The sequence below is a fragment of the Mesobacillus foraminis genome (assembly GCF_004340465.1).
GTDB lineage: Bacteria > Bacillota > Bacilli > Bacillales > Cytobacillaceae > Mesobacillus_B > Mesobacillus_B foraminis.
On the sequence record NZ_SLVV01000004.1, the window covers coordinates 214,254 to 238,153 of the forward strand.

Genomic DNA, 23,900 nt, shown 5'->3' on the forward strand with positions numbered 1-23,900 from the left:
GATGCTAAAATGATTTTAAATGCAATTTCTTTTTTCTTAATTAAATCTTTCCTGAACCTTTACAGTTCGAACAATCCAGAACATGCAGAGATTCAAACCCTGAGGAGAAAAATCCTCTGCCAGAACAATCAGGGCAAATACCCCGCTTTGCCTTTTTTTCGCGCCGTCTTTCTCTTTGATTGCCAAACAGACTAAACATATCTACTAACATCCCTCCGATATTTTTCTTTAGTATCTCTCTTCGTTTCTTTTGTTATTACAATTATGGGGGATCACTGAAAGAAAAGCGGAACAGTCAGGATATCCAGCAGCTTCTTATTTACTATTTATGGTTTTGAGAAATCTTGCAGTTTTAGAGGAAGTGGCAAAAAAAATAATAAATACCGCCCATATAACCATCTCATGTTGTTTCAGGAAAAATACTCATAAGTATACAATGTCCTGATAATAAAACACCGTTTAGTCAGACCTAATCGGCATGCAATTCGCAAACCTCGGTAAAGCAAGCCATCCAGTCATTTATCAGTAAAGAAACAAGCTTTTAATAATAGGGGCTGCTATTTTCTTTTAGAGAAAATTTGAACAACTTGCTTTATGGAGGAAGGCGTATGTTTCTTGACAGGAGGCAAAATTGATGAGAACCTTGTTAAAGAATGTTTCATGAAGGTAAAATCATTAAATGAACGATCCACACGGGGAGATGACAAAGCAGTTAGGCTATAGACCAGGGAATGGTGAAATACAAGTCTCTTCTCCAGTACTAAAGACGCAGGAATCTGCCAATGACGTTATTGAATACAAGAGAATAGTTTTAATCTTTGTCTGGTTCTGATAAGCACTTAATTTATTGCTGCAAAGCCAGGTCTTCACTTACTGGTGTTACTGGGTGCAGTATCATAAACCACATGAAGCCAGAGAGGAATCCTTCAATTCATGGTAATCCTGGCCATGTTGAATATACTCATCTAATAGAGTCTGATTGACAACAGGTTTAAAGTCACATGGCTTTCCTAATGTTATCCCCCTTACACTGGCTACAGAAATAATCAACCCCAGTTCATAATACATATTTTTTGATAAAATCCCTCTTTCGATGTTGTCCAGTATTTCCTGATAAAAAGCAATCAACATATCAGTGGGTAATTTTTCGTAAAAATCCATTATGAACCCCTCCCTGTTATAAATCTTTTTAGAAAGCACCATGAGGTTAGCTTGTGCTTACTTCCCCATTATAAACAAGCCATCTTGCATTGTTTGTCGATTTAAATAGATTAACAAAATTTTAACAATAGAAACTAAATCAACCTTCTTTCAAATATTATTATATTTGAAAACGCTTTCATATTCAACTATTATTTTACTTTTATTGTAAGAAGATTTCAACTTAATTGCATTAATAGAGCTATCAAAATATTTCTCTCCACCTGTTTAAAGCCGGCTTATAAAGGCCGGCTTCTCTTTTTTGCTGTGGGTACATTAAATTTCACATCCAATATTTTGGATACTGTCTCGAGTGAAACAGGTTATTATAAAACGTAGAAATGATTACTAAGAGGACCGGACAAATTACGATGGGTAACAGGAATCCCCAGCCCGGTTCGGAGTTTATCGCTACTAGGGCACTGGCAGCTGCAGGAGGATGTACGGTGTGTGTAAAAGCCATTAAGATAAGAACCACTGCGAGGGCTATGGCAATGGTAAATAAACTTTTGCCAATAAATTCCCAAATAATCAAGGCTGAAGCCGCTGAAATAAAATGTCCTCCAATGACGTGACGAGGCTGCGACAAGGGACCTTTATGTGCTCCAAAAACGAGAACACAGCTTGCCCCTATCGGAGCGAGTGCCATTGGATAACCCAAGTAAACGGCCAGGATGCTTAGAATGCTGATCGCAATAAGTCCACCTGTTGCCGATACAAGTGAATCAATAAAATCAATGCTTGTTTCCCTCTTAGGCTGCCCCCTCATTTTCTTCAGATAGGCAGTTACGCTCATTACAAATTGATGATTCAAAGTGCTTCCAAAACTTTTTTCGATTGCCATTACAAAGTTACCCTCAGTCTTTCTGATTTTTTTGCAAGGAATGTGTCAGTATTTCTAACATAAAACCTATTGTAGCTGAAACCTTCTGAAAATTAAATACAAATTTATAAGTTTTAAGTATTAATCTGAGTTTCCAGGTAGGATATACTGAGACACATAAAAAAGGGAGATTGCTCTCCCTTCGATTTAAGTTTCATTTTTTATTAAACTGTACAGCTCTAGGGTCAAATGTTTGGACTGCAACCATTAAACTGTTATTTTTATCTTTCTAAAGAAACTGAACCTTCCCCGAGATTCAAAGGACTTCAAGTTTAAGCAGCCTGGAATACACAATATTTTAGCTTTAGTTGTTTTATATTTTTTGAACAGCTACTTTATTAAGAGCGTTTCTGACAATTCCATACTCACTTGCATGCGGACGGTCCTCTCCATCTTCATACCCATAATCAAACATTCGGTTACGGTTGAGTGCCAGCTTTTTAAATGTCGGCTTCAATAAATCAAATAATCTGAAACGGTCCTCCAAGTGGGAAAATCTGTGCTGGTACGCAAGGATTTCTTCTCGGATAATATTCCAAAATTCATATTCTGAAAATTGCTGGTGTGTCTGCAGAATGTTGCTCAGATACCGGAAATGGCAAATAAATAAGCCTGTCAAAATGAATTGAGTCAATCCTTCAGGTGCCTCACTGCGCAATACTTTCTTCAACTCTGGAGAAAGATCTTCCAGTTCATCCAGTGGCTGGTCACTAATATTGACATCATCGACAAAATCCTTCATGATGATTCGTGCTGGCTGATATTCTTTCAATACAAGCACAGTATTTTGGCCGTGCGGGGAAAAGACAGTACCATATTGATAGAGATAATGAAGCAGCGGAGGCAGAATGGAATGTGCTAATGTCTTTACCCACATTTCGGTAGAAAGACCCGATTTTTCAATTAATTTTGTTACATACGGCATCCCTTCATGGTCCAAATGCAGGAGTGCGGCCAGGGTAATAGCTTGTTCACCGGCTTCAAGCTGCTGATAAATACTCTCTCTCCATACCACTCCAAGCATCTCAAGATATTGATATGGAGCACCTTCTAGATTCATGAATGTTCGGTGGCTGACATTCATGGCTGCAACTTCTCCCAAAAGTCCAAGGCGGCACTCTTCTTTCAAGAATAAATCCTTTTCCAGTATATCTTTCATAAAGGCTGTTACTTCAGGTGCAATCACCGTTCTCTCGCTTGGCAATCCTCTGTAGACAAGTGTATTTAAAATGCTCATCGGCAGCTTAACATGATACTTTTCCTTATGCGACACATTTACAAATGTACGAATGGACTGTTGTGGTAAATAGCTGTCCTGCCCTTCACCTAGAGGAACAATCTCTTTATTGGCAATTTCCATAGAGTACATGGTGACAATGACATTTTGCCATTGCCAGGCATGAATAGGCATGAAATAGTAGTCCTTCTTATTTAATCCCATGACTTTCAATTTCTCTGCGAAGGATTGGAGACTTCTTTCATCAAGCTCCTGTTGAATGAGGGTGTCATACTTCAACTCCTTTACTGAATGAAAGGTTCCAATTTTTTTATGGACGGCAATCCAGGATAACTGCAGCCGATTCTTTTGTTCGGGAGCGTAGTTTACATAGTCATCGTATCCAAACCCAATTCTCCCTTTATTATAGGTAATCCACGGATGTCCTTTCATTTCTCCTTCAAGCTCGGCATAGTCCATGTCAATCAGTTCGCCGGATCGTTTGGAGCTTTTATTTAAATGAATGTCTGCGAGAATTGTATTATAGTACTCTTTTACCAAATGGCCCGCTGTTGAGCCTGTCATCTTCCCCTCCTGCTGGATGCTTTGCAAAAAAGAAAGAGATAACGGTCTATCAAGCTGTTCTATGGTTTGTACTTCAATGCTGCCGGGTAATACATAGAAGCTATCAAACAACCGCTTCTCAGCTTTAAAACGATAAATGGTTCCTGTTTGATCTTTCCACTCATAACTCTGTACTGCATCCGTCTCACTAAGAAGCTTTGGTGTAAAGATTCCTTCATACATAAACTCCTGTATCATTTTTGTTGCAAGCTGCAGGTCCGCAGCCTTCCATGCTTCCCCCGTCAGCATATGTAGAGGTGTTTCACAAATTCCCATTATGCGTCACTCCCTTTTTACTAATTCTTTGAACTTTTTTCATCCTAAATGAAAATGCGGGCCTTAGATTCCAAATCGTTGGAAGGTATTATGTTTATAGGTTTTATAGACTTCTTTGCCTGCCAGCCGATTCACAATGATTGCATTCCGATACGCCCCTAACCCAAGATCGGGTGCACCGACACCATGTGTATGGAGCTCGCCATTTTGGACAAAAAGATGATTGGGGCTGTCATTGTTAAGCTTCACTCGATAGTCTTCTGTTATGTCTAGCTCACCTTCCTCATCAAAGGAAATCAAATGCCTGATTCCTTTTAAACAATCCGGGAAATAAGGATGATAGCCTGTGGCAAGAATCACGATATCACTTTCCAATAACATGCTTGCCTCTTCCTCATGCTGGTACAAGGATAAAAAGCAATGATCATTCCAGTCCTCAATCGATAGCAGTTCGGTCAATGCTTGAAGATGGATTTTGGGCTCCATGTTCCCAACCGATCGCTCATACAATAACTCATATATATCAGCTATTGTTTGGAAGCTGATCCCCTTATATAAAAGACTCTGGTTTTTCAGCACTGTTTTCTTTTTTTCCTTCGGCAGACTATAAAAGTAACGAGTATAGTCAGGTGAGAAATGTTCCAAACCAAGTTTTGAATATTCCATCGGGTAAAAACCTTTTGACCTTGTGAACCAGTTCAGCTTATAGCCATGGTCAGGCTGTTTTAACAAAAGGTCGTAAAAAATTTCACCTGCACTCTGCCCAGAACCGATGACGGTAATTGAGCCCGCTTCCAGAGAGAACTCCCTCTTGTTTTTGTATTGTGATGAATGAAAGATCCTGTCCCCAAGGGCTGTATAAAATCTTTCCGGGACATGAGGCCTCGTTCCAATTCCCATGACAATATGTTTACTGTAATAGGTTTTTCGCTCCTGTTCTGCATGATGCAAAACAGTTACACAGAAATCCCCGTCCTCTGTTTGTTCGATGTTCTCCACTTCGCAGCCAAATTGAAGCTGTGTAAGCTGCCCAGCGATCCATTGACAGTAATGATTGTATTCAGTACGGGGGATATTAAATTTTTCGAAAAAGTAGAATGGATATAATCTTTTATGTTCGTGCAAATAATTTAAAAAGCTAAAAGGGCTGGTTGGATCTACCATCGTAACAGCATCCGCCATAAAAGGGACCTGCAGGGTGGTTCCTTCCAAAAGCATTCCTGGATGCCACTCGAAACGGGACTTCTTATCAAAAAACAGGTACCTGCAATCTGTTTTAGTAAGTAATGCCGCCAGCCCGAGGTTGAATGGACCAATTCCTACTCCAATCACATCCATAATTTGTTTTGCCAATCTGTCCACCTTCTTTCAAACACATTCCGGTAACACATCATCAATAGACCGGTTTTATCAGGCAATACAACTTCTTTGACAGGGTGAAATCCACATTTCTTGAATATATGGATCATTTTTTCATTCCTAATATCAGGTTCTGCCACAATTTTTCGTGTTTCGGCCACTTGAAATTTTTTATGGAGAATGGTCATTAATAATGGGTAGATATAACCTTTTCCTAAAAACCCTTCATGGCCGATTAGCAAATGGATGCCCTGGTCATACTCATTGAACTCATAATAGTTGCCAATCAAATCATCTTTCACCCAATAGGACTCCCAGTAACTCATGGGAATCCCATCAAGTTCCCCCACTAGCAGTGTTTGATGATCGTCATTTAAAAAATTCATTAAATGTACCTTATAGTCTTTTAAAGAAATATTAAGCTTCCAAAATGGGATTACATGTTTCTGGTGCATCCAGGAGTGGAGCATTCCTAAGTCCTTTTCAAAGCTGACTTGACGAAATGAAATACTTTTTTGGATAACAGGATCAAAAACTTTAAATGGATAGTCCGGTTGAATGATAGCTTTAGACTTCATGAAACACACCGGACATAGCCACAAGAGGATTTTTGACAGGTACATAGACAGATTGTGTTTCTAGAGAACCTGCAAGTTCATCCATATCATGCACTCTAGTCAGTAAATTGGCTTTACAAGGCAGCACCTTTTCATGCAACAAAGAATTTAGCAGGTTCGTAGGATCCCCAAATTCCTTTTTTAAGAATTTCAATTCCTTTTTCAGCCTTGCCAGCAAGGTTTGTTCATCAATTAATGAGTTCGCCCCAAAAGCATTTATTAGACCAAATAAGTGATTGAAAAAGACATAATAACGGAAACGCTCCTCCGCGATTGAATCGGTACATATGGTATCGCTCTTTTCATTGATATCGGGAACAAGCTCTCTCAGGGCAGCAGCCTTTGATTCCATGAAATAGTAGCCTTGATTATCTCGATAATAAAAGATATTCGGATATCCCTGCTGATTTAGACTAATGATAGAATTTTGCTGATGGGCTTCCAGGGCAATCCCATACGTTGCATAAATCCAGTACATAGGGTGAAGGCTTACTTTTAAATAGGCGGCAAACCAACGCTCACTCGCCTCCGCAAGAGAAATACCTTCCTGGCCTGCGATTTTTGAAAGGACATTTCTTAATTGAGAATACTCTCCTCCAACAGGATCCTGGCAAAGGGCCGCAAGCAGAGTTGTCCGTGTATCGGTCCCTTCCTGAAAGGGATTTTCCCTAACTACGGTTTCGAAACCGGATTCTTCTGCCCCCAGGTTTACGGTAATGTAAGCTGGATCCTGGATCATCCTGAAATTTGGATAAAGGGCAGCCAGCTTGTCACTAAGCCCTCTGTGAAGCAGACGGCTTACTTCAACACCCCGTTCCAGCTCTTTCCTTTTATTAACGCGCAGCGAATTTGTAATCTTAACTGGAATGGAAAACTTATACATAAACGTTGCTTCCGGATGATAAACGGTACGGACGGAAGATGTCGGGAAAAACTTTCTTCCTTGTGGCCCCAGATAAGAAAGGTTCCCCAATTGGATTTGTTGGCAGACATCTTCCCGTCCCAGAAGTTTTCTCGCCTGCAAAGGATGAACAGGGATTAACGAAAATCCATCTTCTTGACAATATTTCTCTTTAAAAGTCTCAGGAACTATTAAGTCCTTTTTTATTTCTTCCTTGATAAGCATGGAAGTGTCCTGGTGTAAAGCAGATCCTTCTTCGACTATTTTGTTGGCGGCACGGAAGTAATGAAGCTGAAAAGCTCCTTTATGTTCTGGAGCAAAGATTGCCTCTTCGTCTTCATCAATGCCCTGGCGGCTTTTTGGTGTTGGGTGCAGCTGGTGGCCGATTAACAGAGACTGTTCGGATTGAAGGAACGTTTTATCATTTTGATAGCACTCTGCTATGTCTGTGTATCTTTCTGCTATTATCCTTTTTATATTTTGAAAGCTTAATATCGTCCTAAGCATAAGCTCATCAGTTTGAATTGAATTCCCTGAATTATAGGAAAATTCTTTTTGGATGAAACCTATCAAAGTAATATAGTCAAGCGGCTTCACTTCTTCATATTTATACTGATAGTACGTGAAAGGTGAAAATAAATGCCGTTCTGTCACCGATTTATATCGAACCGGTATATAAAGTGTAACGTTCTGGTGTTTAAAAGATATAACCAGTATTTGTTTTGGCTCCTCAGCCTTAAATGGAATAGGTACTTCAGATGCATCTTTCCATTCCCCGTTCCCTGTTTCCTTTACATAGCAATTAATTAGATTCTGTACGGTAAGATGATTCGTTATAAACGGAACATTCATTCTGGATCTCCCCTTGCGTTTTCTCGAATTTTTCTCCAGCCTGCCTGATTCTCTCTATATGCATCCTCATATTCTCGATTGTGTTTAGAGGATTAAGCATCGTAAATTTAAGGAACACTTTCCCGTTTTCCTTCGTTTTTGCCATGATGAGCTCACCGCTTTGATAAAAATATCGTTGAATCTCTTGGTTAATTTCATCTGCATTTTTCTGGTTCTGGCAAATCAATGGGCGGTATCGGAATATAACGGCATTTAATTCTGGGTCATTATGCACTTCGAAGAATGGATCCTCCTTCAGCATATCTGCAGTTTTTTTTGCCAGATCGATGGTGTAATCCACCATTTCCCCAAACAGCTCAGTTCCTACTAACTTGAACGTCATTAATAGTTTTAAAGCGTCAAATCTTTTGGTTGTTTGGACACTCTTTTCTACAAGATTGATAATGCCTTTCTCCTGGTCCTGTTCAGGATTTAAATAATCTGCATGATAAGCAATTTGGAGAAAATCTTCCTTGTTCTTCACAAAAAAGGCACCGCAACTGATTGTCTGATAATAAAGCTTATGGAAATCAATCGTAATGGAATCTGCTAGACATAAACCACTGACCAAATGGCTGTATTGATGTGAAAATAACAAAGCTCCTCCGTAAGCGGCATCGACATGTAACCATAATTGTTCTTCGTTCGAAAGCTTGGCCAGTTCCTTTAATGGATCAATGCTCCCGAAGTCTGTTGTTCCAGCTGTCGCTACTACCATAAAGGGAATAAGCCCCTGTTCCCGCAGCTGCCGGATTTTCTTTTTTGCATTTTCTATACATAGCTGCCGCTTATTATTTGTCTCTACTTTTACGACAGCATCGCTTCCTAGTCCAAGCTGGGATGCCGATTTCTGAACTGTGAAATGAGCGTGTTCCGAACAAAGAATCCGAAGCTTCCTTGCTTCAGCCGGCAATCCCTCCTTTTGGACCAAGACTGAGAAATAAGTATTGCACGCTTTGTTTCGGGCCAGGAGCATCCCCATATAATTCGACTGAGTCCCGCCCGCCGTAAAAGTACCGTCTCCATCACTTGTATAACCTATCTTCTTCGTAAAGAATTTTATTAATTCAGCCTCCACATAAGTAGCAGCTGGACTCTGATCCCACGAATCCATTGATTGATTGAGTGCATTAAGCAGGACTTCAGCGGCAAGGGATGGAAGCAAAGGCGGGCAATGGAGATGAGCCATCGACGAAGGATGGGAGATCCACAAAGAATCATTGACAATGCCTTTATCGATTTCATCCATCACCTTGTCGATATCCTGTACCCCCTCTGAAATGGAAAGGATCTCTTTTACATTTGAATGGATCTTTTCCCTGCTGGTACCTGAAAATGGCTGAACCCTCTTCTTTGACTGGTCCGATACAAGAACCATTGCTTTTTCCATAAGGGCACGGTACGTGGTTTGGCTAACATCTCCTGGATGAAGAAACCATTTAGCAAAATCCTGTCTCAATCTAAATCCTCCCTAGCGTAATCCAAAATGAATTTCAGCTGATTTAATTCCTTCATTTAACCGATGGAGAACATCGTCAATTTGTGATTTTGTAATAATCAGCGGTGGCAGCAGACGAATTACTGTACTATAGCGGCCTCCTATTTCCAGGATCAATCCCCTTTGAAAGCATTCCTGCTGAATTTTCCTGGCAAGCTCTGGATAGGCGGGGTAGCTGCCATGCCCGTTTGGCTGTTTGGAAGGATTAATCATTTCAATGCCAAGCATCAGCCCTCTGCCTCTGACATCCCCTATGGACACAACTTCCTTTTGGATAGACCTGAGCTGATCCATAAAATAAACACCCATTTGATGTACATGCTCAGCTAATTGATTTTTCTTAATGAAATTCAGTGTTGCCTGGCCTGCTGCCATTGCCATTTGATTTCCTCTGAAGGTTCCGATGTGAGCCCCTGGTTCCCATTTATCCAATTTGCGGTCGTAAAGCACGACTGACAACGGAAGGCTTCCTCCAATCGCTTTTGAAAGGACAAGAACATCTGGTTCAATTCCTGCGTGCTCAAAGGCAAACATTTTGCCGGTTCTGGCGATACCGGTCTGAACTTCATCAATAATTAAAGGTATATTCCGTTCTTTTGTCATTCGGCGCAGCTCTTTTAGCCATTTAAGTGGGGCGGGTACAGATCCTCCTTCCCCTTGGACCACCTCCACAATGACTCCTGCCGGGGTGACAATTCCGCTTTCCGGATCATCCAGGAGATTTTCAATATAGGTGCTGCTGATCTGGTGTCCATCTTTTCCAATTCCAAATGGACAGCGATACTGATACGGATACGGGAGAAAATGCGTGTCCGGTACAAGAGAGCCAATATTCATTTTTGGTCCAAGTGTGCCGCTGATGCTGAGCGTTCCATGTGTGGAGCCATGATAGCCTCCCTGGAATGCAAGGATTGCCCTATTGCCAGTTGCTGTTTTCACCAGCTTCAAGGCGGCCTCGATCGCATCACCCCCGGTCGGGCCACAAAACTGTATTTTGGCTTTTTGCGCAAAAGCAGATGGCAAAGAAGCAAATAATTCATCGACAAACGCTTCTTTTACAGGGGTAGTTAAATCCAGTGTATGTAAAGGTAAATAGGACTTCAGGATCCCCTCAATGGCTTCACGGACAACACTGTGATTATGCCCCAACGCCAGGGTTCCAGCCCCTGCCAGACAGTCAATATATTGTTTTCCATCCATATCGGTAATGTGAATACCTTCCGCTCTTTTAACGGCAAGGGGCAGCCTTCTGGGGTATGATCTTGCATTGGATTCCCGATGCTCCTGCATTTTCAGGAAAGCATCATTCCTTGAAGAAATTTGAGCAGTCATTTCCATTATTTTCACTCCTTTTTTTAGGTTACATTAGTGATAATGATTATCAGTATCAATTACAAGTAACAGATTAAATGATAATGATTATCATTGTCAATAATAATATTAAAAAACAAGTAATTTTTCCCATTTTTTTATTACTGATAGTTTATTTGAACTAAAGCTCACTGAAAAGCCGTTCACTTCCCTCAAGGAAAATTTTACTTTTAGTTGGAAAATACCCCCTATTATTTGTGCAAAATGACATAGTATAATTTTGGGAATGAAAAAAGACATTGCTCCCATGGCAATGCCTTTTTACACCTTCAGAACCGTAAAATCTTCTCCTATTTACTTTAAAGGGAATAGGTTCTTCATCACCTATTCCGAATACGATATCCCCATTCAAGAGATGGTAATTGTATCCCCTTACCTAAGTAATAACATTTTTATTAAATATGGCGCTTTTCTTTATTACACATAGTCGTACCGATTTTTATTAGTAGCCAATGATACTTTTGCAACTTCCTCGGCGACCACAGAATGAACCCTTGGGTCTAATGGATGGGGCACTAGGTCCCCCAGCTTTGTACATCCAGCTATTGCTTCTGCTGCGGCTACTAACATAGGATGGGTAATTTCCTGTGACCTGGAGTTCAATGCTCCCCGGAATATCCCTGGAAATCCCAGTATATTATTAACTGACCGGCCATCTGCTGCATACGCTGCGCCTGCTTTCAATGCAGCCTCAGGCTCAATCTCCGGCTTTGGATTGGATAAGGCAAGAATAACTTGTCCCGGTTTCACCCATTTTTCCTGGATAAGTCCCGGCACTCCAGTAGTAGCAATGACAATATCGCATTGCTCCATCAGTTCTTCAAGAGTACCCATAACATGTCCGCCATATTGCTTAAGCCGCTCTTTTGCGTCTTCTGACTTGTCTGCTCCAAAAACCTTTTTCACACCATAAGCCATGAACATCCGGCAGATAGCCAATCCGGCAGCCCCTAGTCCAATTTGGCCAACGTGAGCCTCCCTTAAATCAATTTCCGCACTTTTGGACGCTGAAATGACAGCGGCCAGTGTAACGACTGCCGTACCATGCTGGTCGTCATGCATGACTGGGATATCCAATTCTTTTTTTAGACGTTCCTCGACCTCAAAGCAATGTGGGGATCCAATATCCTCTAGTAATATTCCGCTGAACCCTGGAGAGATATTTTTTACCGTCCTGACAATTTCATCGGGATCCTTTGAATTTAAAAGTATGGGCACCCCGCTAATGCCGGCAAATTGATCGAACAATGCTGCTTTTCCTTCCATAACCGGCATTCCAGCCACTGGACCGATATCCCCCAGCCCAAGTATAGCTGTTCCATCCGTAACAATGGCTACTGTATTGCCAATACTGGTATAAATCCTTGCTTTTTCAGGCTCTTCCTTAATTGCCTGGCATACACTCGCTACCCCTGGTGTATAAACTCGCCTGAGGTCAGCGAGGGATCTGATTGGATTTTTGCTGACCATCTGAATTTTTCCGCCTTCATGTGCACGGAGGACGTCATCTGAGACTGCATGAAGATGAATGCCTCCATCAAGCTTTCGAACTACCTCCAGGAGTTCTCCAAGCTGCTCCTGGTTATCAACCTGAACCGTAATATGGCGCATTGTGTAGGTGGGGCCAACTTGAACTGTTTCGATTTCGCCGATATCTCCGCCCGCCATACCGATAGCGGTTGCAACCTTCCCAAGATTGCCTGGGAGTGCCGGTGTCTCAATTAATAAAGTTCTGCTTATTTTTCCATTCATAATGCATACCTCCGAGGTCATACAATGCTGTAGTCTGTATAAAGATTAATTTAACCAATTTAATCATTTGTTAGCAGCATAAAAGTCGGTCATATATGTTTCATTTTCCGGAAGTTACTTTCATGGTTCATTATCAGCCTGATAAAAAGGGATTCAACCTTTGTAAAAAATTATAGTCAATATAAATATGTAAGCTTTCTTTTATAAAGTTCATGTAAATCGCCGATAATATAAGGGGAACTGGACCCTAAAGATCTCAGATTCCCCTTAGATAATCTTAATACTTCTTGTTCCTGCCGTGATTCTGGTTCTTTTTCCTGTCATGCTTTTTGTTTTGGTTTTTATTTTGATTCCTGTTTCGGTTTCTGTTCTGGTTGCGGTTTTGGTTTTGAACCGCGTCCGCATCTGCTTCTTGGTTTTGATCCTGATCCTGATCTTGATTCTGGTCCGCATTTGCCCTGGTCCGTACTCTTGCAAGCGACTCACTGTCAACGCAGATGTCCAATTCGATATCCGAGTTTCCACTGTTTGCTACACGAGCCTTTGCAAAGTTTTTGTTTTGATCCTTTAGCTGGACATCGGTTTCGTTAGTAGCTTCCGCTTCATTATTAGCTCTAAGATCAAGTTCAGCATCCAGGTCAAAATCATTGCGAACATTGTTATTAGCCTCGTTGTTATTGCTCATTGAAGATTCCCCCCCTTCTCACTCAATACTCATTGTATTCTCGAGTATCATTTAGGGTTGGACAAATGTCTTGTATATCCTTTATTTGAGGCATTTGTTACAAAAAGGATATTAACCTGATCTATTGCCCTGGTAATGAGTTCCTTTCGCTTTCTATAAAAACAGACCGCTCGTTAAATGAGCGGTCTGAGTAATATGGCAATCACTTGAACTAGTTTAAAATATGTAAATTAGAATTCAAAAAAACTCGTATAACCCATCATTAAAATAGATAAACTCTTCTGGAGACATCCGGTAGTATTTATATCCTTCATAAAAGAAATTTTTATATTCTTCATTCCTGAAAAAACTTCTGATTGCCAATGCTTCATCATAACGGGGATCGCCGTAGGCTGTCCCTGAAACATCAATGAATAGCTTCACTTTTCTTCCCGACACCAATACATTGTCAGTTGTACAATCTCCATGAATTAGGGTTTGTTTTACTGGCAAAGGCTTTTTAGACTTTAGCAGCTCCAAAAGCTCCATACTGCCATCGCATTGTCCTAGTTTAACATATCCTTCCGCTCTTTTGAGCTGTACATCCAGCCATGCATTTTTATCTTGATGGACGTCTGTATTTGTTCGATGCAGCTGATCAAGCAACTGCCCAAAGCTCATTATTAGTTCCATTTCTTCACTTTTGCTAGCCGCATTCTTTAATGCAGTGGTCAACGTGACTCCCTCTTCAAAAGACATAATCAAATGACAGCCATCCTGTTCTTCAATAAATCCATAATATCGAGGAACTCTTAAGAGATTCTCCTGATTCTGTTTCTCTAAGATAAGAGCCTCCGCCTTTAACCAAGTTTGATATTTCTCACTAGATGCGCTCTTAAGCAAATAATTCCCTTTTGAACTTTTGATTTTACGGACAATTGATGTACAGCCCTGTTCCTCCAAAAGCGAAATTTCCGAGATATTACCGATTACCCTTTCGATCTTTTTCTGTAAATCAGAATGTATTTTTTTCACCTATATCAACTCCTTTACTCTGCAGCTCGTTTACAGTCTCTCCTTGATTTCATCCTTTGAAGAAAGATATTCGTTCCTGTTTTTCAAATCTTGTCAATAAAATCAGCCGCCTCTGACGCGCGGCAGCTGATAGAAAAGCTAAAAACATACTGACTGATCATTACAGCATTCACAATGCTGATTATTTCCGCACCCCAATACCCCTTCTAAGAATCTCTTTTCAGAAACGGTTGGCAATCTTCTGGTAAGACGAAAAACGATTTCGTTTACTTGTGTATTGATCGTTAATTCTCTCCCGGAAAAAATTCTTACCAATTCACCTACACTGCAATTATTTTGACAACAACAATTGAATGGATCGCATTGCCGGCAGCTATCTCCATACATACTCTATCACCCTTTTCGACATGTTTATTTATTTTTATTCAATAAACAGACACTCTGTGAGGGCTCAGATACCTATTTAAACAAGCATTTAGGTATGACTTAGCCATGCATATAGATGGGAGACAGCCAGCCTAAGTACTTAAGTATCTTTTACCATTCATCCAATTTTACTGGTATCTCTGCCAAATCATCTATAATGGAATCCGCCTCCACTATGTCCCATTGAAAATGCCGTTTCCAGATCGCTTTCATCCCCACGTGCTTGGCAGCCCATACATCATTTTCTGGATGGTCGCCAATAAAGACACTCTGACTCGCTGAAACACCGAGACGCTCTAAAGCCCTGTTAAAAATTCTCGGATCTGGCTTTTTGATCCCTTCCCGTTCGGATATAAGAATGGTATGAAAATAACGTTCAATCCCCAGTGCCCTGATGTTCTCCATCTGAAACTCGCTTTTCCCATTGGTAATCATTCCGATTCGAAGGTTTCTTCCATTCAGTTCTTGAAGCATCCAAAGGAGATGAGGGAATGGCACACAAAAATTCCGAAATTCAACAATATAATCCTGAAGCAGTTCGCACGAAGATATTTCTGTAATCTTAAAGTATTCTATTAATTGCTTATAGACCTTATCTTTCCACACATATCCGTGGTTTTCCAATTTCAGAAAGCTCTTAACATATTCTTCTTTTGGAATATGGCTGAAAACAGAACCAAGCCTGTCGTACTGATTATCAATAAATCTTCTGACAGATTCGTCTCTGTTCAGCAAGGTTCCATCTAAATCGAAAAGAACACCTGTTATCATGTCTAAATGTTCACCCCACGGCTTATTTTTCTCTGTTATTTATAAATAAAATGACCGCAGCCATCCTATTGAACTGTGTTAGATTAATAATAAAAATGGGCAGCACTAAGTTAAAAGTCCCTTCCTGCAAAAGACCTTTTATAACTATAGCTATCTTATTAAAATAAGCGTTCCTGCTTGATACAGAAACGCTTAAATCGCACCCAGCAATTAATCACTTCATTGAATAGGAAGAGCCTATTTGTCTGGATGACTTGCTGCTTTTCACCATATTATTTATGGCACTAAATAATGCTCTGATTGAGGAATTCATAATATCTGGGTCAATTCCGCAGCCCCAGTGCTGAACACCGTTTTCGTCTTTTATACCGATATAAGAGACAGCCTGTGATCTTGATCCAATTTCCTGGGCATGCTCCTTATATACCAGATCTGAAAAATGAATACCCAATTTTGTTTGAAGTGCATTGCTAATGGCGTCCAATCTTCCGTTTCCGACACCTGTAATATCCATGATCTCATTATTAACCTGGATAGTCAGGATGGTCCGGAATTGGTCCTCTTTGGTATTTTCATAGCTGATGAATTCAACAGGTGTCTGGATGTTTACATAGCCTTCGATGAAAATGTTATAAATCTCATCCGGCATCAACTCTTTATTCTGATGGTCCGATACATTCTTTACTTTGTAGCCAAAGTTTTCACGCATTTTTGGAGGGAGATCGTAGCCATACTGCTGTTCAAGCAGATAACCAATTCCGCCTTTTCCCGACTGGCTGTTAATCCGGATAATGTCACCTTCATACTCTCTGCCGATGTCTTTTGGATCGATCACTAAGTAAGGGACTTTCCATGGTTCATTTTCGTTTTCTTCCCTCCATTTAAAGCCTTTTGTAATGGCATCCTGATGGGAGCCCGAGAAAGCTGTAAAGACAAGCTTGCCGGCATATGGGTGTCTCTCGTGCACTTTCATTTTCGTTAAGCGTTCATAGGTTTCCTTAATCTCGGGAATATTTCCAAACTTGAGCTGCGGATCTACACCGTGTGAAAAGAGGTTTAGAGCAAGAGTAACAATATCGACGTTTCCTGTCCTTTCTCCATTTCCAAACAGCGTTCCTTCGATTCTTTGGCCGCCAGCCAGCATGGCAAGCTCCGCATCTGCAATCCCGCTTCCTCTGTCATTATGAGGGTGGATGGATAAAATAACATTTTCCCGATAGTTTAAGTGATCGCTCACAAATTCAATTTGGCTTGCATAGACGTGAGGCATGGAATGAGAAACGGTGGCTGGCAGATTGATGATTACTTTATTTTCTGCAGTAGGCTGCCATACATCCAGGACTCGATTGCAAATATCCAGGGCAAATTCCATTTCTGTACCTGTAAAGCTCTCAGGGGAATATTGAAATGTGAAATTCCCTTCAGTGCTCGCTGCATATTTTTGTAGCAATTTTGCGCCAGATACTGCGATATCGACAATTTCCTCTTTGGATTTCCTAAATACTTGTTCTCGCTGTGCCAGTGACGTGGAATTATACAGGTGCACAACCGCTTTATTCGCTCCTTTTAGGGATTCAAAGGTTTTTTTGATGATATGGTCCCTTGATTGGGTCAAAACCTGGATGGTCACATCGTCCGGAATCAAATTTTCTTCAATCAATGTCCTCAGAAAAGTGTATTCCGTTTCTGATGCTGCTGGAAAACCAACTTCAATTTCTTTAAAACCGATATCCACCAGCATCTGAAAATACTCCAGTTTTTCCTCAAGAGTCAAAGGAACAACCAGGGCCTGATTCCCGTCCCTTAAGTCAACGCTGCACCATGTCGGTGCCTCTGATATAAATTCTTTTTCCATCCACTTCATGCTTGTAACTGGTGGCATAAAATAACTTCTCGAATATTTTTCAACATTTCTCATTCACAAAACCGCCTTTCTTCAGACATCCCCATTGTTTTTAGAATAAAAAAAGCCTGTCATCTCATAAGAGACGACAGGCTTTGCCTGCGTGGTACCACTCTTTTTGGTTTGCCTCCATCTGGAAACAAACCCGCTTAATGACTTCATTACGGTCGTCAACCGTTAAGGCCTACATGGTCAGCCTTACCACTCCAGGGCGAGTTGGGGGATTTATTGACTGTCTTTCACCATCCGACAGTTCTCTGGACAATAAAGGTTCCCTTAATACTCCCATTCATTGTGTTTGAAATAATTTAAATTTTTTTCATTTTATAACTTATTTTACTATTGGTCAACCCACATTTTCATTTTCAGGAATCTTTTTGTCAATTTTTAAAACATTCTTAATTAAAACCGGAATAAATTTGATTGAGGGCTTCGACTGCCTATGCTATTTTATGTACATTTGGTACAATATGAAAGATTCATCTTAAAGGAGAAAATTTATTTTGCACGAAATTGCTGATCTATTTTTAGCTAACATGACGCTGATCATTTCTTTCATGTACATTATTCTTAAATTTAAGGAATTCTTAATTATAAAAATAAAAAACATCAACAAATATATTTGGTTGGTACCATTGCTGATCAGCATATTAAGCATCTGGGTGATGCATCACCCGCTTGTGTATGAAGGAATGCGTATTGATTTAAGGGGGGTGCCGCTATTTTTTCTATCGTATTTAGGCGGGTGGAAACTTGGATTTCTCGGACTTCTTTTGCCAGTCTGGTATCGAATTGAGCTCGGCGGCCCTACTCTCATTCAGGGAATTTTGCAGGGAATTCTCATCCCTTACCTGTCTGGAGCGCTTTTTCACAAAAAGTCGGTGTATAATCCCCCCTATACTCTGCTTAGCCTGAAACCTATGATGGCCGGATTTTTTATTCAAGAAATCATAAAATCCGGACTCATGCTTCTAACTACACCGGCAACTCCCCTTTCGATTGGATTAATGATTATGTTTGAGGCAATTGCCCTATTATCGATCGCTTTGATCAACAATGACACCAATCGCAATTTGCTGACTAAGAAAGATTTGGAATTCCAATCGAGATATGATAATATGACGAACTTGTACAATCTCCGCTATTTCAAAAACAAGGTGCATTCACTGATTTCGAATAAAAAATCGTTTGTGATTGCAATGTGTGATGTCGATCACTTTAAACATTACAATGATACAAATGGCCATCCTGCAGGCGATACTGTTCTAAGGACCATCGGACAGCTTCTCACTGACAGCATGCGGACTGAAGATGTGTTTGCGAGATATGGAGGTGAAGAGTTTATTATTTGCTTTACAAACGTCACGAGCCCCCAGACGGCAGCGGGCATTGCAGAGCGATTTCGGAACCTTGTAGAGACCTATCCTTTTGCTGAAGAAGAAAAACAGCCAAATGGTTCACTTACCATCTCCATCGGCTTAAGCAGTGTATCCCATGAAAAAAGCCTTGATACTTTAATTGAAGAAGCAGACCAAGCATTGTACACTTCAAAAAGAACAGGGAAAAACTCCATTCATCTTTATCATCCAGAAGGACATTTCTAATAATGGAAATGTCTTTTTGTCTGTAATGAGGTTTTATATACCTCGTTATACAGTTAGATCTCACTGTTTGTTCAAATAAAGTATCCATTCTCAACCATTTTATTTTCAAGGCTAGCAGTGTCCTGTTATTTATACAGGTATAGTATATAATCCTGCATATCCGAAGTGTGACCCAATTGCCGCAGCATGGTTGCTATATTTCCGCGATGATAGCCTCCATGGGTAACTGTATGGATCACTATTTCAGAAATGGAGATGTCAAGTAAACCCGCATATGGATTATCGACCAAAATGGTGCTTTCCGGATTGATGTGAATGTTAAGTAGGGCTTTGTTTTCTTGTGATAAATCTCCAAATAGTTCTTGTATTTCCTTAAGGCTTTTTCTTTCTACCTGCTCACTTAGTTGGCTCGCAGCCGCCATAGCATCCTTCATGCTTGTTCCTGAAATTATACTAAACCACATATGATCCGTTAGATAAATATGAGACAACACCTTTGATATCGAGGAAAAACCACTATTAATTTCTTGGTGATAAATGTTCTCCGGCAGTTTTTTTAATACATCAAAAATAACCCCATTTGCCCAAATATGATAATCGTACATTTTTAACGCATGCATGGTCATTTTACCTTCCCTCCATCTACCTTTATTAGTACCTTAGAAGAAGTACTATGTTACGATACAACCCTTTTTATATATTCTATTTTGTCAGGCCTTATGCTTTAAAAAATCTCCATCTAGTTGCTTTCATGAATAATCCTTCACCTGCTTCTATGCTTCCTTGGAATTCGGTATTTTAAAAAAATGCTCCTATAAATATAAAAACCACCAATCTTATGATTAGTGGTTCAGACTGTAGATAAATGGTTCTCTGCTCAGTTTAATCCTTTTTTTTGGTCTTAGGCTTTTTTCCTTTTTCTTTGTTTTTCGCAGCAGTTTTTTTATTGGGTTTCTCTTTTTCTTTTTTAGCTTCTTTTTTCGGTTTTGGTGCAGGCGGCACCATGTCCCGTTTTACTCCTTTGATATAAAGTTCGTTCCTTATTTTTTCCACGGAGGCTGGCTGTTTAAAATGGCTGCTGCCGCTGGAGTATTTTTGCATCATCGTTTTGAAGATTGTGTGGGATATTTTCGATTCCTCTTTATTCATAAAATGGCCTGCGCCGTTTTTTGCATATCCTGTCCAGACGGTCATCGTATAATTGGATGTATAACCAGCAAACCAGCTGTCATTCGTTGCATCCTCGGGATAACCAAATTTGCTGATGACCTTCTTATCGAAGTTAGTGGTACCTGTTTTTCCAGCTATATCCGCTCCAGGGACAGCTGCTAATTTACCTGTTCCATTTGGCGCATTTAATACACCGCGAAGCATATCCGTAACCATAAAGGAAGTATAATCCTGCATGACACGTTTGCTATCGGGCTTGAAATCAATTACTGTTCCGTCAGGCATGACAACTTTCGAGACAAAATGCGGTTTTGTATAAACTCCTTGATTGGCAAATGCCCCATAGGCCCCTGCCAATTGAATCGGAGATACCGTATTGCTGCCAATGGAATAAGATTCGTAAACCTTTCCGTCCGGATAAGGGATTCCGAGAGCTTCTGAAAATTTCTTAGCCTTGTCCAAGCCTACGCTTTCCAGTGTTTTTAACGCAGGTACATTCCTGGATTCAATCAGTGCATTCCTAATCGACATCTTGCCGGCGTAATTTTTATAGGCGTTTCGAATTGGATCTCCTGTTGAGTATTCATATGGTTCATCGACGACCTGGTGATAAGTGGACCATTTTAAATACTCAATGGCCGGTCCGTAATCGAAAATTGGTTTAAAAGTAGAACCAGGCTGGCGCCTTAATGAAGTAACAAGGTTGTGTCCGCGGAACGTCGTTCTGTAGTCATTCCGTCCGCTGCCAATCGCTCTTATTTCACCCGTTTTGGAATCCATGAAGGTAAATGCCGCCTGAAATTCCTTGTCGGGATAAGAAACCAGGCCGCCGGAGAGTATCGAATCTGCGAGCTCCTGAGCTTTAGGGTCGATCGTCAGGTAAATCTGCAGTCCATCTTTACTGATGTCGACATTCTTGAGCTTTGCCTCTACTTCTCTGACAGCACCATCTAAAAATGCTTCATATGGCATTCCCTTGTTCGCTTCATTCTTCACGATTCCCTCCGTAACAGGAACCTTACTGGCGCTTTCCATTTCAGTTTTCGAAAGATATCCGTGTCTGTTCATTAAGGTTAGAACCATATTCCGCCGGTCTGTTGCTGCTTTAAGATTTTCCTTTTTAGTGGGATCATAGTTGTTAGGGCTTTGAGTGAGGCCCGCCAGCATGGCAGCCTGTGGAAGTGTCAGCTTATTAAGATCCTTCAGTTCAAGCCCATAATAGTTTTCAGCAGCTGATGCCACACCGTAGGAACGGTTCCCAAGGTTGATTTTATTCACATACATGGCCAGTATTTCTTTTTTGCTGTATTGCTGTTCAAGCTTGTATGCCAGGTACCATTCCTGAACTTTTCGCTTTATGGTTTTTTCAGGGGACAGGAAAGAGTTCTTGATCACTTGCTGGGTGATCGTGCTTCCGCCCTGGCTGCCGAATTCTCCTGTAATGTTCTCCATTATGGCTTTGGCCGTTCTTTTAATGTCCACTCCCTGGTGCTCATAAAAGCGGCTGTCCTCCGTAGCGATAATCGCTTCCTCAAGCTGTCTCGGAATTTGTTCGTAACTTATTTTTGTACGGTGTTCTGTCCCATATTCATGAATGAAGTTGCCGTCCATGTCATAAAACTTGGAAGACAGCGGATCCTCCAATTTTGACTTGCTCAATTCAGGCACATCTTGAATAAAAGCATAAACCGTGCCTCCAATTGCTCCAAGGCAGAATAAGCCAAATAACACAAAACCAATCATCAGCTTGATGAAAAAAGTGAAGTGCTTTTTGTTCCTTTTGTTCTTCCTATTTTGTTTTCCGGCCAATCTCCGTTCTTCTCTTGTTTGATAAGTTAATGTCATGATGATCATATCCTGCCTTTTCCCAACACAATGATGATTCTTTTGAAACTTGATAAAGGTGTAACCATTAATTTAATCTTTATTCCCGTTATTTCAAAGGTGAAACACGGATATAACGAATGAGGGATGTATCAAGCCGGTCCGATCCTTTCTCAGTACGGATCTTTAAAAACTTTGAAGTAGCCGCCCTCCTCATCAAACTTTCAAAGACTTCACTCGCGTTTATATTTATATCCAGAATAATATTTTCAGTTTCCACACGGTCCTCAAGAATATAGCAAACTCTGTATTTTTTCATATTTCAACACCTTATTCCAAATTTATCTAGAGGAATTCTATTTTATACTGGATAATATACGTAGAATGATGTCTGTTTTTGGGGGTTTACGTCGAATACACAATTGTATAGGGATTCAAACTCTATGTAGATGCGCAAAAAAAAGACTGCAGGAAATTTCAATCTCAGTCTTTAGTCGTGATTGGCTGCAATTGAAAAGAGGGCAGCTGCCCTCTTTTAGTGTGTTTTGATAAGATTCATTCCTTTGAAACAAACAAGAAGAAAATTTATTCTTCTTCTTCAAGCATCATTTCTTGAAGTAATCGTTTTTCTTCAGCTGTTAACCTTCCAAGCTTCCGCAGAAGATTTTGATTCAATTGAAGGTTCGCTTCTAGTTCTTCTGCTGCAAATAATTTTTTACGCTTCTTTTTGCAATTGTCTTTGCAGCAGCAGTTGCAGATGCATTTATTGCACTGCTGGCACGGATTAAATCGGTGACATTGGTTGCATTGATTAAAGCGGTTAAACTGGTTGCATTGATTAAAGCGATTAAATTGACCGCATTGGTTAAAGCGGTTGAATTGGTTACAGTGGTCAAAGCGGTTGAATTGCTTGCATGGATCAAATCTGTTAAATTGATGGCAATCTGAACACATTCCTTCTTCCCCCCTTTATATAAGAACTTACTTTATTTTATTCTGGGAGAAGACAAGCTGTGAGGGCAAATACCCTGTTCTCTATTTAATTAATGAAGCTCCCCCTATTTATACATCTACTGCATAAAAAATGAATAAATCCCCCCTATTCACTCGTGGAATTTTTGCCTGGCAAAATGCTAGTTCCAATTTAGTTCATTTTATTATCTTCAGTTCTACTCATCGTTTGCCCCGAGCCCATACACTTTTCAGCAAGCTTCCCTTTTGACAGCCTTTTAGCTTCCCTTCATTCTTTGATATGGTTGTTCATTAAACCTAATTTTTGCGTTGAATTGAAATAAAGCATATAAGAACCCATGACACATCATCAAATCAATACCCGTTAAATACTACAAAGCTTCCTGGCAAAAATGGACCATAATCGAACCGTAGGTATATTTTTCATAGATTTCACCAAGTACTTGGGAATGCAGAAACCCTTCTCAATAATATGAATTATGATTATTCAATTATCCCGCTTAAGGAGGTTTTGGCAATAATAGGAAAATAAAAAGGCAGCGAATTCCCTGGTGGAAAATCACTGCCTCATTGAAATTATATATATAGATAGACTTGTGTTAAAACCATAATCTTTTATGATAGTCATATTCAGGGATGTCGAAAACCTCATCCCCATCTGTTTTTGGGGTACATTCTTCACATGGTTCTTCAGACTGGTTATGTGTACATTGTTCAATTAAAAGTTCCATTGCTTGTCTCCCCTCTCTTAAATCTACTATTTCTACTATCTATATTACAGGTAGCGCTTACATATGTCTGGTGTTTTTTATTGGAAATAGTAAATTTTGCTGAATGAATTGTTATGATAGTATTAATTAGTTCTAAGTTAAAAAGCGTATAGCTATAGTTCCTGCGAGAATGTACTTATACATTTTTGGCTCGGGGAAATATCAATCGCAAT

General features: G+C 40.2%; 20 protein-coding genes and 1 other annotated feature. Of the genes, 1 reads left to right on the top strand and 19 read right to left on the bottom strand.

Features of this window, described 5'->3' with window-relative positions; translation table 11 throughout:
- Window positions 1–36: 36 nt before the first annotated feature.
- The 14 genes from EV146_RS26885 to EV146_RS07945 form a co-directional block, all read right to left on the bottom strand.
- Window positions 37–186 carry a hypothetical protein gene (locus EV146_RS26885; RefSeq protein WP_158287040.1) on the bottom strand — a complete coding sequence of 50 codons (150 nt, stop codon included), beginning with the start codon at window positions 184–186 and terminating at the stop codon, window positions 37–39.
- A 708-nt stretch (window positions 187–894) separates the two neighbouring features.
- The gene (locus EV146_RS07885) at window positions 895–1,161 is read right to left on the bottom strand and encodes a hypothetical protein (protein WP_132004321.1); all 267 of its coding nucleotides are present in this window, start codon (window positions 1,159–1,161) and stop codon (window positions 895–897) included.
- Window positions 1,162–1,483: 322 nt separating this feature from the next.
- A complete protein-coding gene (locus EV146_RS07890) occupies window positions 1,484–2,044 on the bottom strand; it encodes an HPP family protein (RefSeq protein ID WP_132004324.1) in 561 nt (186 codons plus the stop codon).
- A gap of 352 nt (window positions 2,045–2,396) precedes the next feature.
- Window positions 2,397–4,199 (bottom strand): IucA/IucC family protein, encoded by a 1,803-nt coding sequence (locus EV146_RS07895; protein WP_132004327.1) that lies wholly within the window; start codon window positions 4,197–4,199, stop codon window positions 2,397–2,399.
- A gap of 63 nt (window positions 4,200–4,262) precedes the next feature.
- The gene (locus tag EV146_RS07900) at window positions 4,263–5,561 is read right to left on the bottom strand and encodes a lysine N(6)-hydroxylase/L-ornithine N(5)-oxygenase family protein (protein WP_241993855.1); all 1,299 of its coding nucleotides are present in this window, start codon (window positions 5,559–5,561) and stop codon (window positions 4,263–4,265) included.
- A complete protein-coding gene (locus tag EV146_RS07905) occupies window positions 5,528–6,079 on the bottom strand; it encodes a GNAT family N-acetyltransferase (protein WP_422392476.1) in 552 nt (183 codons plus the stop codon). Before EV146_RS07905 ends, EV146_RS07900 begins: the two co-directional genes overlap by 34 nt.
- 46 nt (window positions 6,080–6,125) lie before the next feature.
- Window positions 6,126–7,928 (bottom strand): IucA/IucC family protein, encoded by a 1,803-nt coding sequence (locus EV146_RS07910; protein WP_132004333.1) that lies wholly within the window; start codon window positions 7,926–7,928, stop codon window positions 6,126–6,128.
- Entirely contained in the window at window positions 7,879–9,426 is a 1,548-nt protein-coding gene (locus tag EV146_RS07915) for a pyridoxal phosphate-dependent decarboxylase family protein (protein WP_132004336.1), read from the bottom strand. The genes EV146_RS07910 and EV146_RS07915 overlap by 50 nt, the downstream gene beginning before the upstream one ends.
- A 12-nt stretch (window positions 9,427–9,438) precedes the next feature.
- Complete coding sequence (locus EV146_RS07920) at window positions 9,439–10,803, bottom strand: aspartate aminotransferase family protein (RefSeq protein ID WP_258235981.1); 1,365 nt, start codon at window positions 10,801–10,803, stop codon at window positions 9,439–9,441.
- Between the two features lie 450 nt (window positions 10,804–11,253).
- Window positions 11,254–12,588 (bottom strand): NAD-dependent malic enzyme, encoded by a 1,335-nt coding sequence (locus EV146_RS07925; protein WP_132004339.1) that lies wholly within the window; start codon window positions 12,586–12,588, stop codon window positions 11,254–11,256.
- 277 nt (window positions 12,589–12,865) lie between these two features.
- Window positions 12,866–13,273, bottom strand: a complete 408-nt coding sequence (locus EV146_RS07930; RefSeq protein ID WP_132004342.1) for a hypothetical protein — start codon at window positions 13,271–13,273, stop codon at window positions 12,866–12,868.
- Window positions 13,274–13,510: 237 nt separating this feature from the next.
- Window positions 13,511–14,287 (bottom strand): phosphotransferase, encoded by a 777-nt coding sequence (locus EV146_RS07935; RefSeq protein WP_241993856.1) that lies wholly within the window; start codon window positions 14,285–14,287, stop codon window positions 13,511–13,513.
- A 537-nt stretch (window positions 14,288–14,824) separates the two neighbouring features.
- Window positions 14,825–15,484 carry an HAD family hydrolase gene (locus tag EV146_RS07940; protein ID WP_132004345.1) on the bottom strand — a complete coding sequence of 220 codons (660 nt, stop codon included), beginning with the start codon at window positions 15,482–15,484 and terminating at the stop codon, window positions 14,825–14,827.
- Between the two features lie 214 nt (window positions 15,485–15,698).
- A complete protein-coding gene (locus EV146_RS07945) occupies window positions 15,699–17,402 on the bottom strand; it encodes a 2-isopropylmalate synthase (RefSeq protein ID WP_132004348.1) in 1,704 nt (567 codons plus the stop codon).
- A 63-nt stretch (window positions 17,403–17,465) separates the two neighbouring features.
- Window positions 17,466–17,689: a binding site (T-box leader), on the bottom strand.
- A gap of 201 nt (window positions 17,690–17,890) precedes the next feature.
- Here EV146_RS07945 and EV146_RS07950 point away from each other — a divergent pair.
- Complete coding sequence (locus tag EV146_RS07950) at window positions 17,891–18,991, top strand: GGDEF domain-containing protein (RefSeq protein WP_241993857.1); 1,101 nt, start codon at window positions 17,891–17,893, stop codon at window positions 18,989–18,991.
- Between the two features lie 125 nt (window positions 18,992–19,116).
- Here the strand turns inward: EV146_RS07950 and EV146_RS07955 are convergent, their stop codons facing one another.
- From EV146_RS07955 to EV146_RS28125, 5 genes are all read right to left on the bottom strand, one after another.
- Window positions 19,117–19,617 (bottom strand): DinB family protein, encoded by a 501-nt coding sequence (locus EV146_RS07955; RefSeq protein WP_132004351.1) that lies wholly within the window; start codon window positions 19,615–19,617, stop codon window positions 19,117–19,119.
- 256 nt (window positions 19,618–19,873) lie between these two features.
- The gene (locus EV146_RS07960) at window positions 19,874–22,006 is read right to left on the bottom strand and encodes a transglycosylase domain-containing protein (RefSeq protein ID WP_132004354.1); all 2,133 of its coding nucleotides are present in this window, start codon (window positions 22,004–22,006) and stop codon (window positions 19,874–19,876) included.
- A gap of 88 nt (window positions 22,007–22,094) precedes the next feature.
- Complete coding sequence (locus EV146_RS07965; protein ID WP_132004357.1) at window positions 22,095–22,304, bottom strand: hypothetical protein; 210 nt, start codon at window positions 22,302–22,304, stop codon at window positions 22,095–22,097.
- A gap of 370 nt (window positions 22,305–22,674) precedes the next feature.
- Window positions 22,675–22,908, bottom strand: a complete 234-nt coding sequence (locus EV146_RS26890; RefSeq protein ID WP_158287041.1) for a hypothetical protein — start codon at window positions 22,906–22,908, stop codon at window positions 22,675–22,677.
- Between the two features lie 648 nt (window positions 22,909–23,556).
- A complete protein-coding gene (locus EV146_RS28125) occupies window positions 23,557–23,688 on the bottom strand; it encodes a hypothetical protein (RefSeq protein WP_258235980.1) in 132 nt (43 codons plus the stop codon).
- Between the last annotated feature and the right edge of the window lie 212 nt (window positions 23,689–23,900).

Bases quoted from the DNA above. Each gene is read 5' to 3' on its own strand.
- EV146_RS07955 (WP_132004351.1), bottom strand. From the start codon at position 19,617: ATGACCATGCATGCGTTAAAAATGTACGATTATCATATTTGGGCAAAT.
- EV146_RS07885 (WP_132004321.1), bottom strand. From the start codon at position 1,161: ATGGATTTTTACGAAAAATTACCCACTGATATGTTGATTGCTTTTTAT.
- EV146_RS07945 (WP_132004348.1), bottom strand. From the start codon at position 17,402: ATGAGAAATGTTGAAAAATATTCGAGAAGTTATTTTATGCCACCAGTT.
- EV146_RS07965 (WP_132004357.1), bottom strand. From the start codon at position 22,304: ATGAAAAAATACAGAGTTTGCTATATTCTTGAGGACCGTGTGGAAACT.
- EV146_RS07930 (WP_132004342.1), bottom strand. From the start codon at position 13,273: ATGAGCAATAACAACGAGGCTAATAACAATGTTCGCAATGATTTTGAC.
- EV146_RS07910 (WP_132004333.1), bottom strand. From the start codon at position 7,928: ATGAATGTTCCGTTTATAACGAATCATCTTACCGTACAGAATCTAATT.
- EV146_RS07925 (WP_132004339.1), bottom strand. From the start codon at position 12,588: ATGAATGGAAAAATAAGCAGAACTTTATTAATTGAGACACCGGCACTC.
- EV146_RS07890 (WP_132004324.1), bottom strand. From the start codon at position 2,044: ATGGCAATCGAAAAAAGTTTTGGAAGCACTTTGAATCATCAATTTGTA.
- EV146_RS07960 (WP_132004354.1), bottom strand. From the start codon at position 22,006: ATGACATTAACTTATCAAACAAGAGAAGAACGGAGATTGGCCGGAAAA.
- EV146_RS07895 (WP_132004327.1), bottom strand. From the start codon at position 4,199: ATGGGAATTTGTGAAACACCTCTACATATGCTGACGGGGGAAGCATGG.
- EV146_RS07920 (WP_258235981.1), bottom strand. From the start codon at position 10,803: ATGGAAATGACTGCTCAAATTTCTTCAAGGAATGATGCTTTCCTGAAA.
- EV146_RS28125 (WP_258235980.1), bottom strand. From the start codon at position 23,688: ATGGAACTTTTAATTGAACAATGTACACATAACCAGTCTGAAGAACCA.
- EV146_RS07940 (WP_132004345.1), bottom strand. From the start codon at position 15,484: ATGATAACAGGTGTTCTTTTCGATTTAGATGGAACCTTGCTGAACAGA.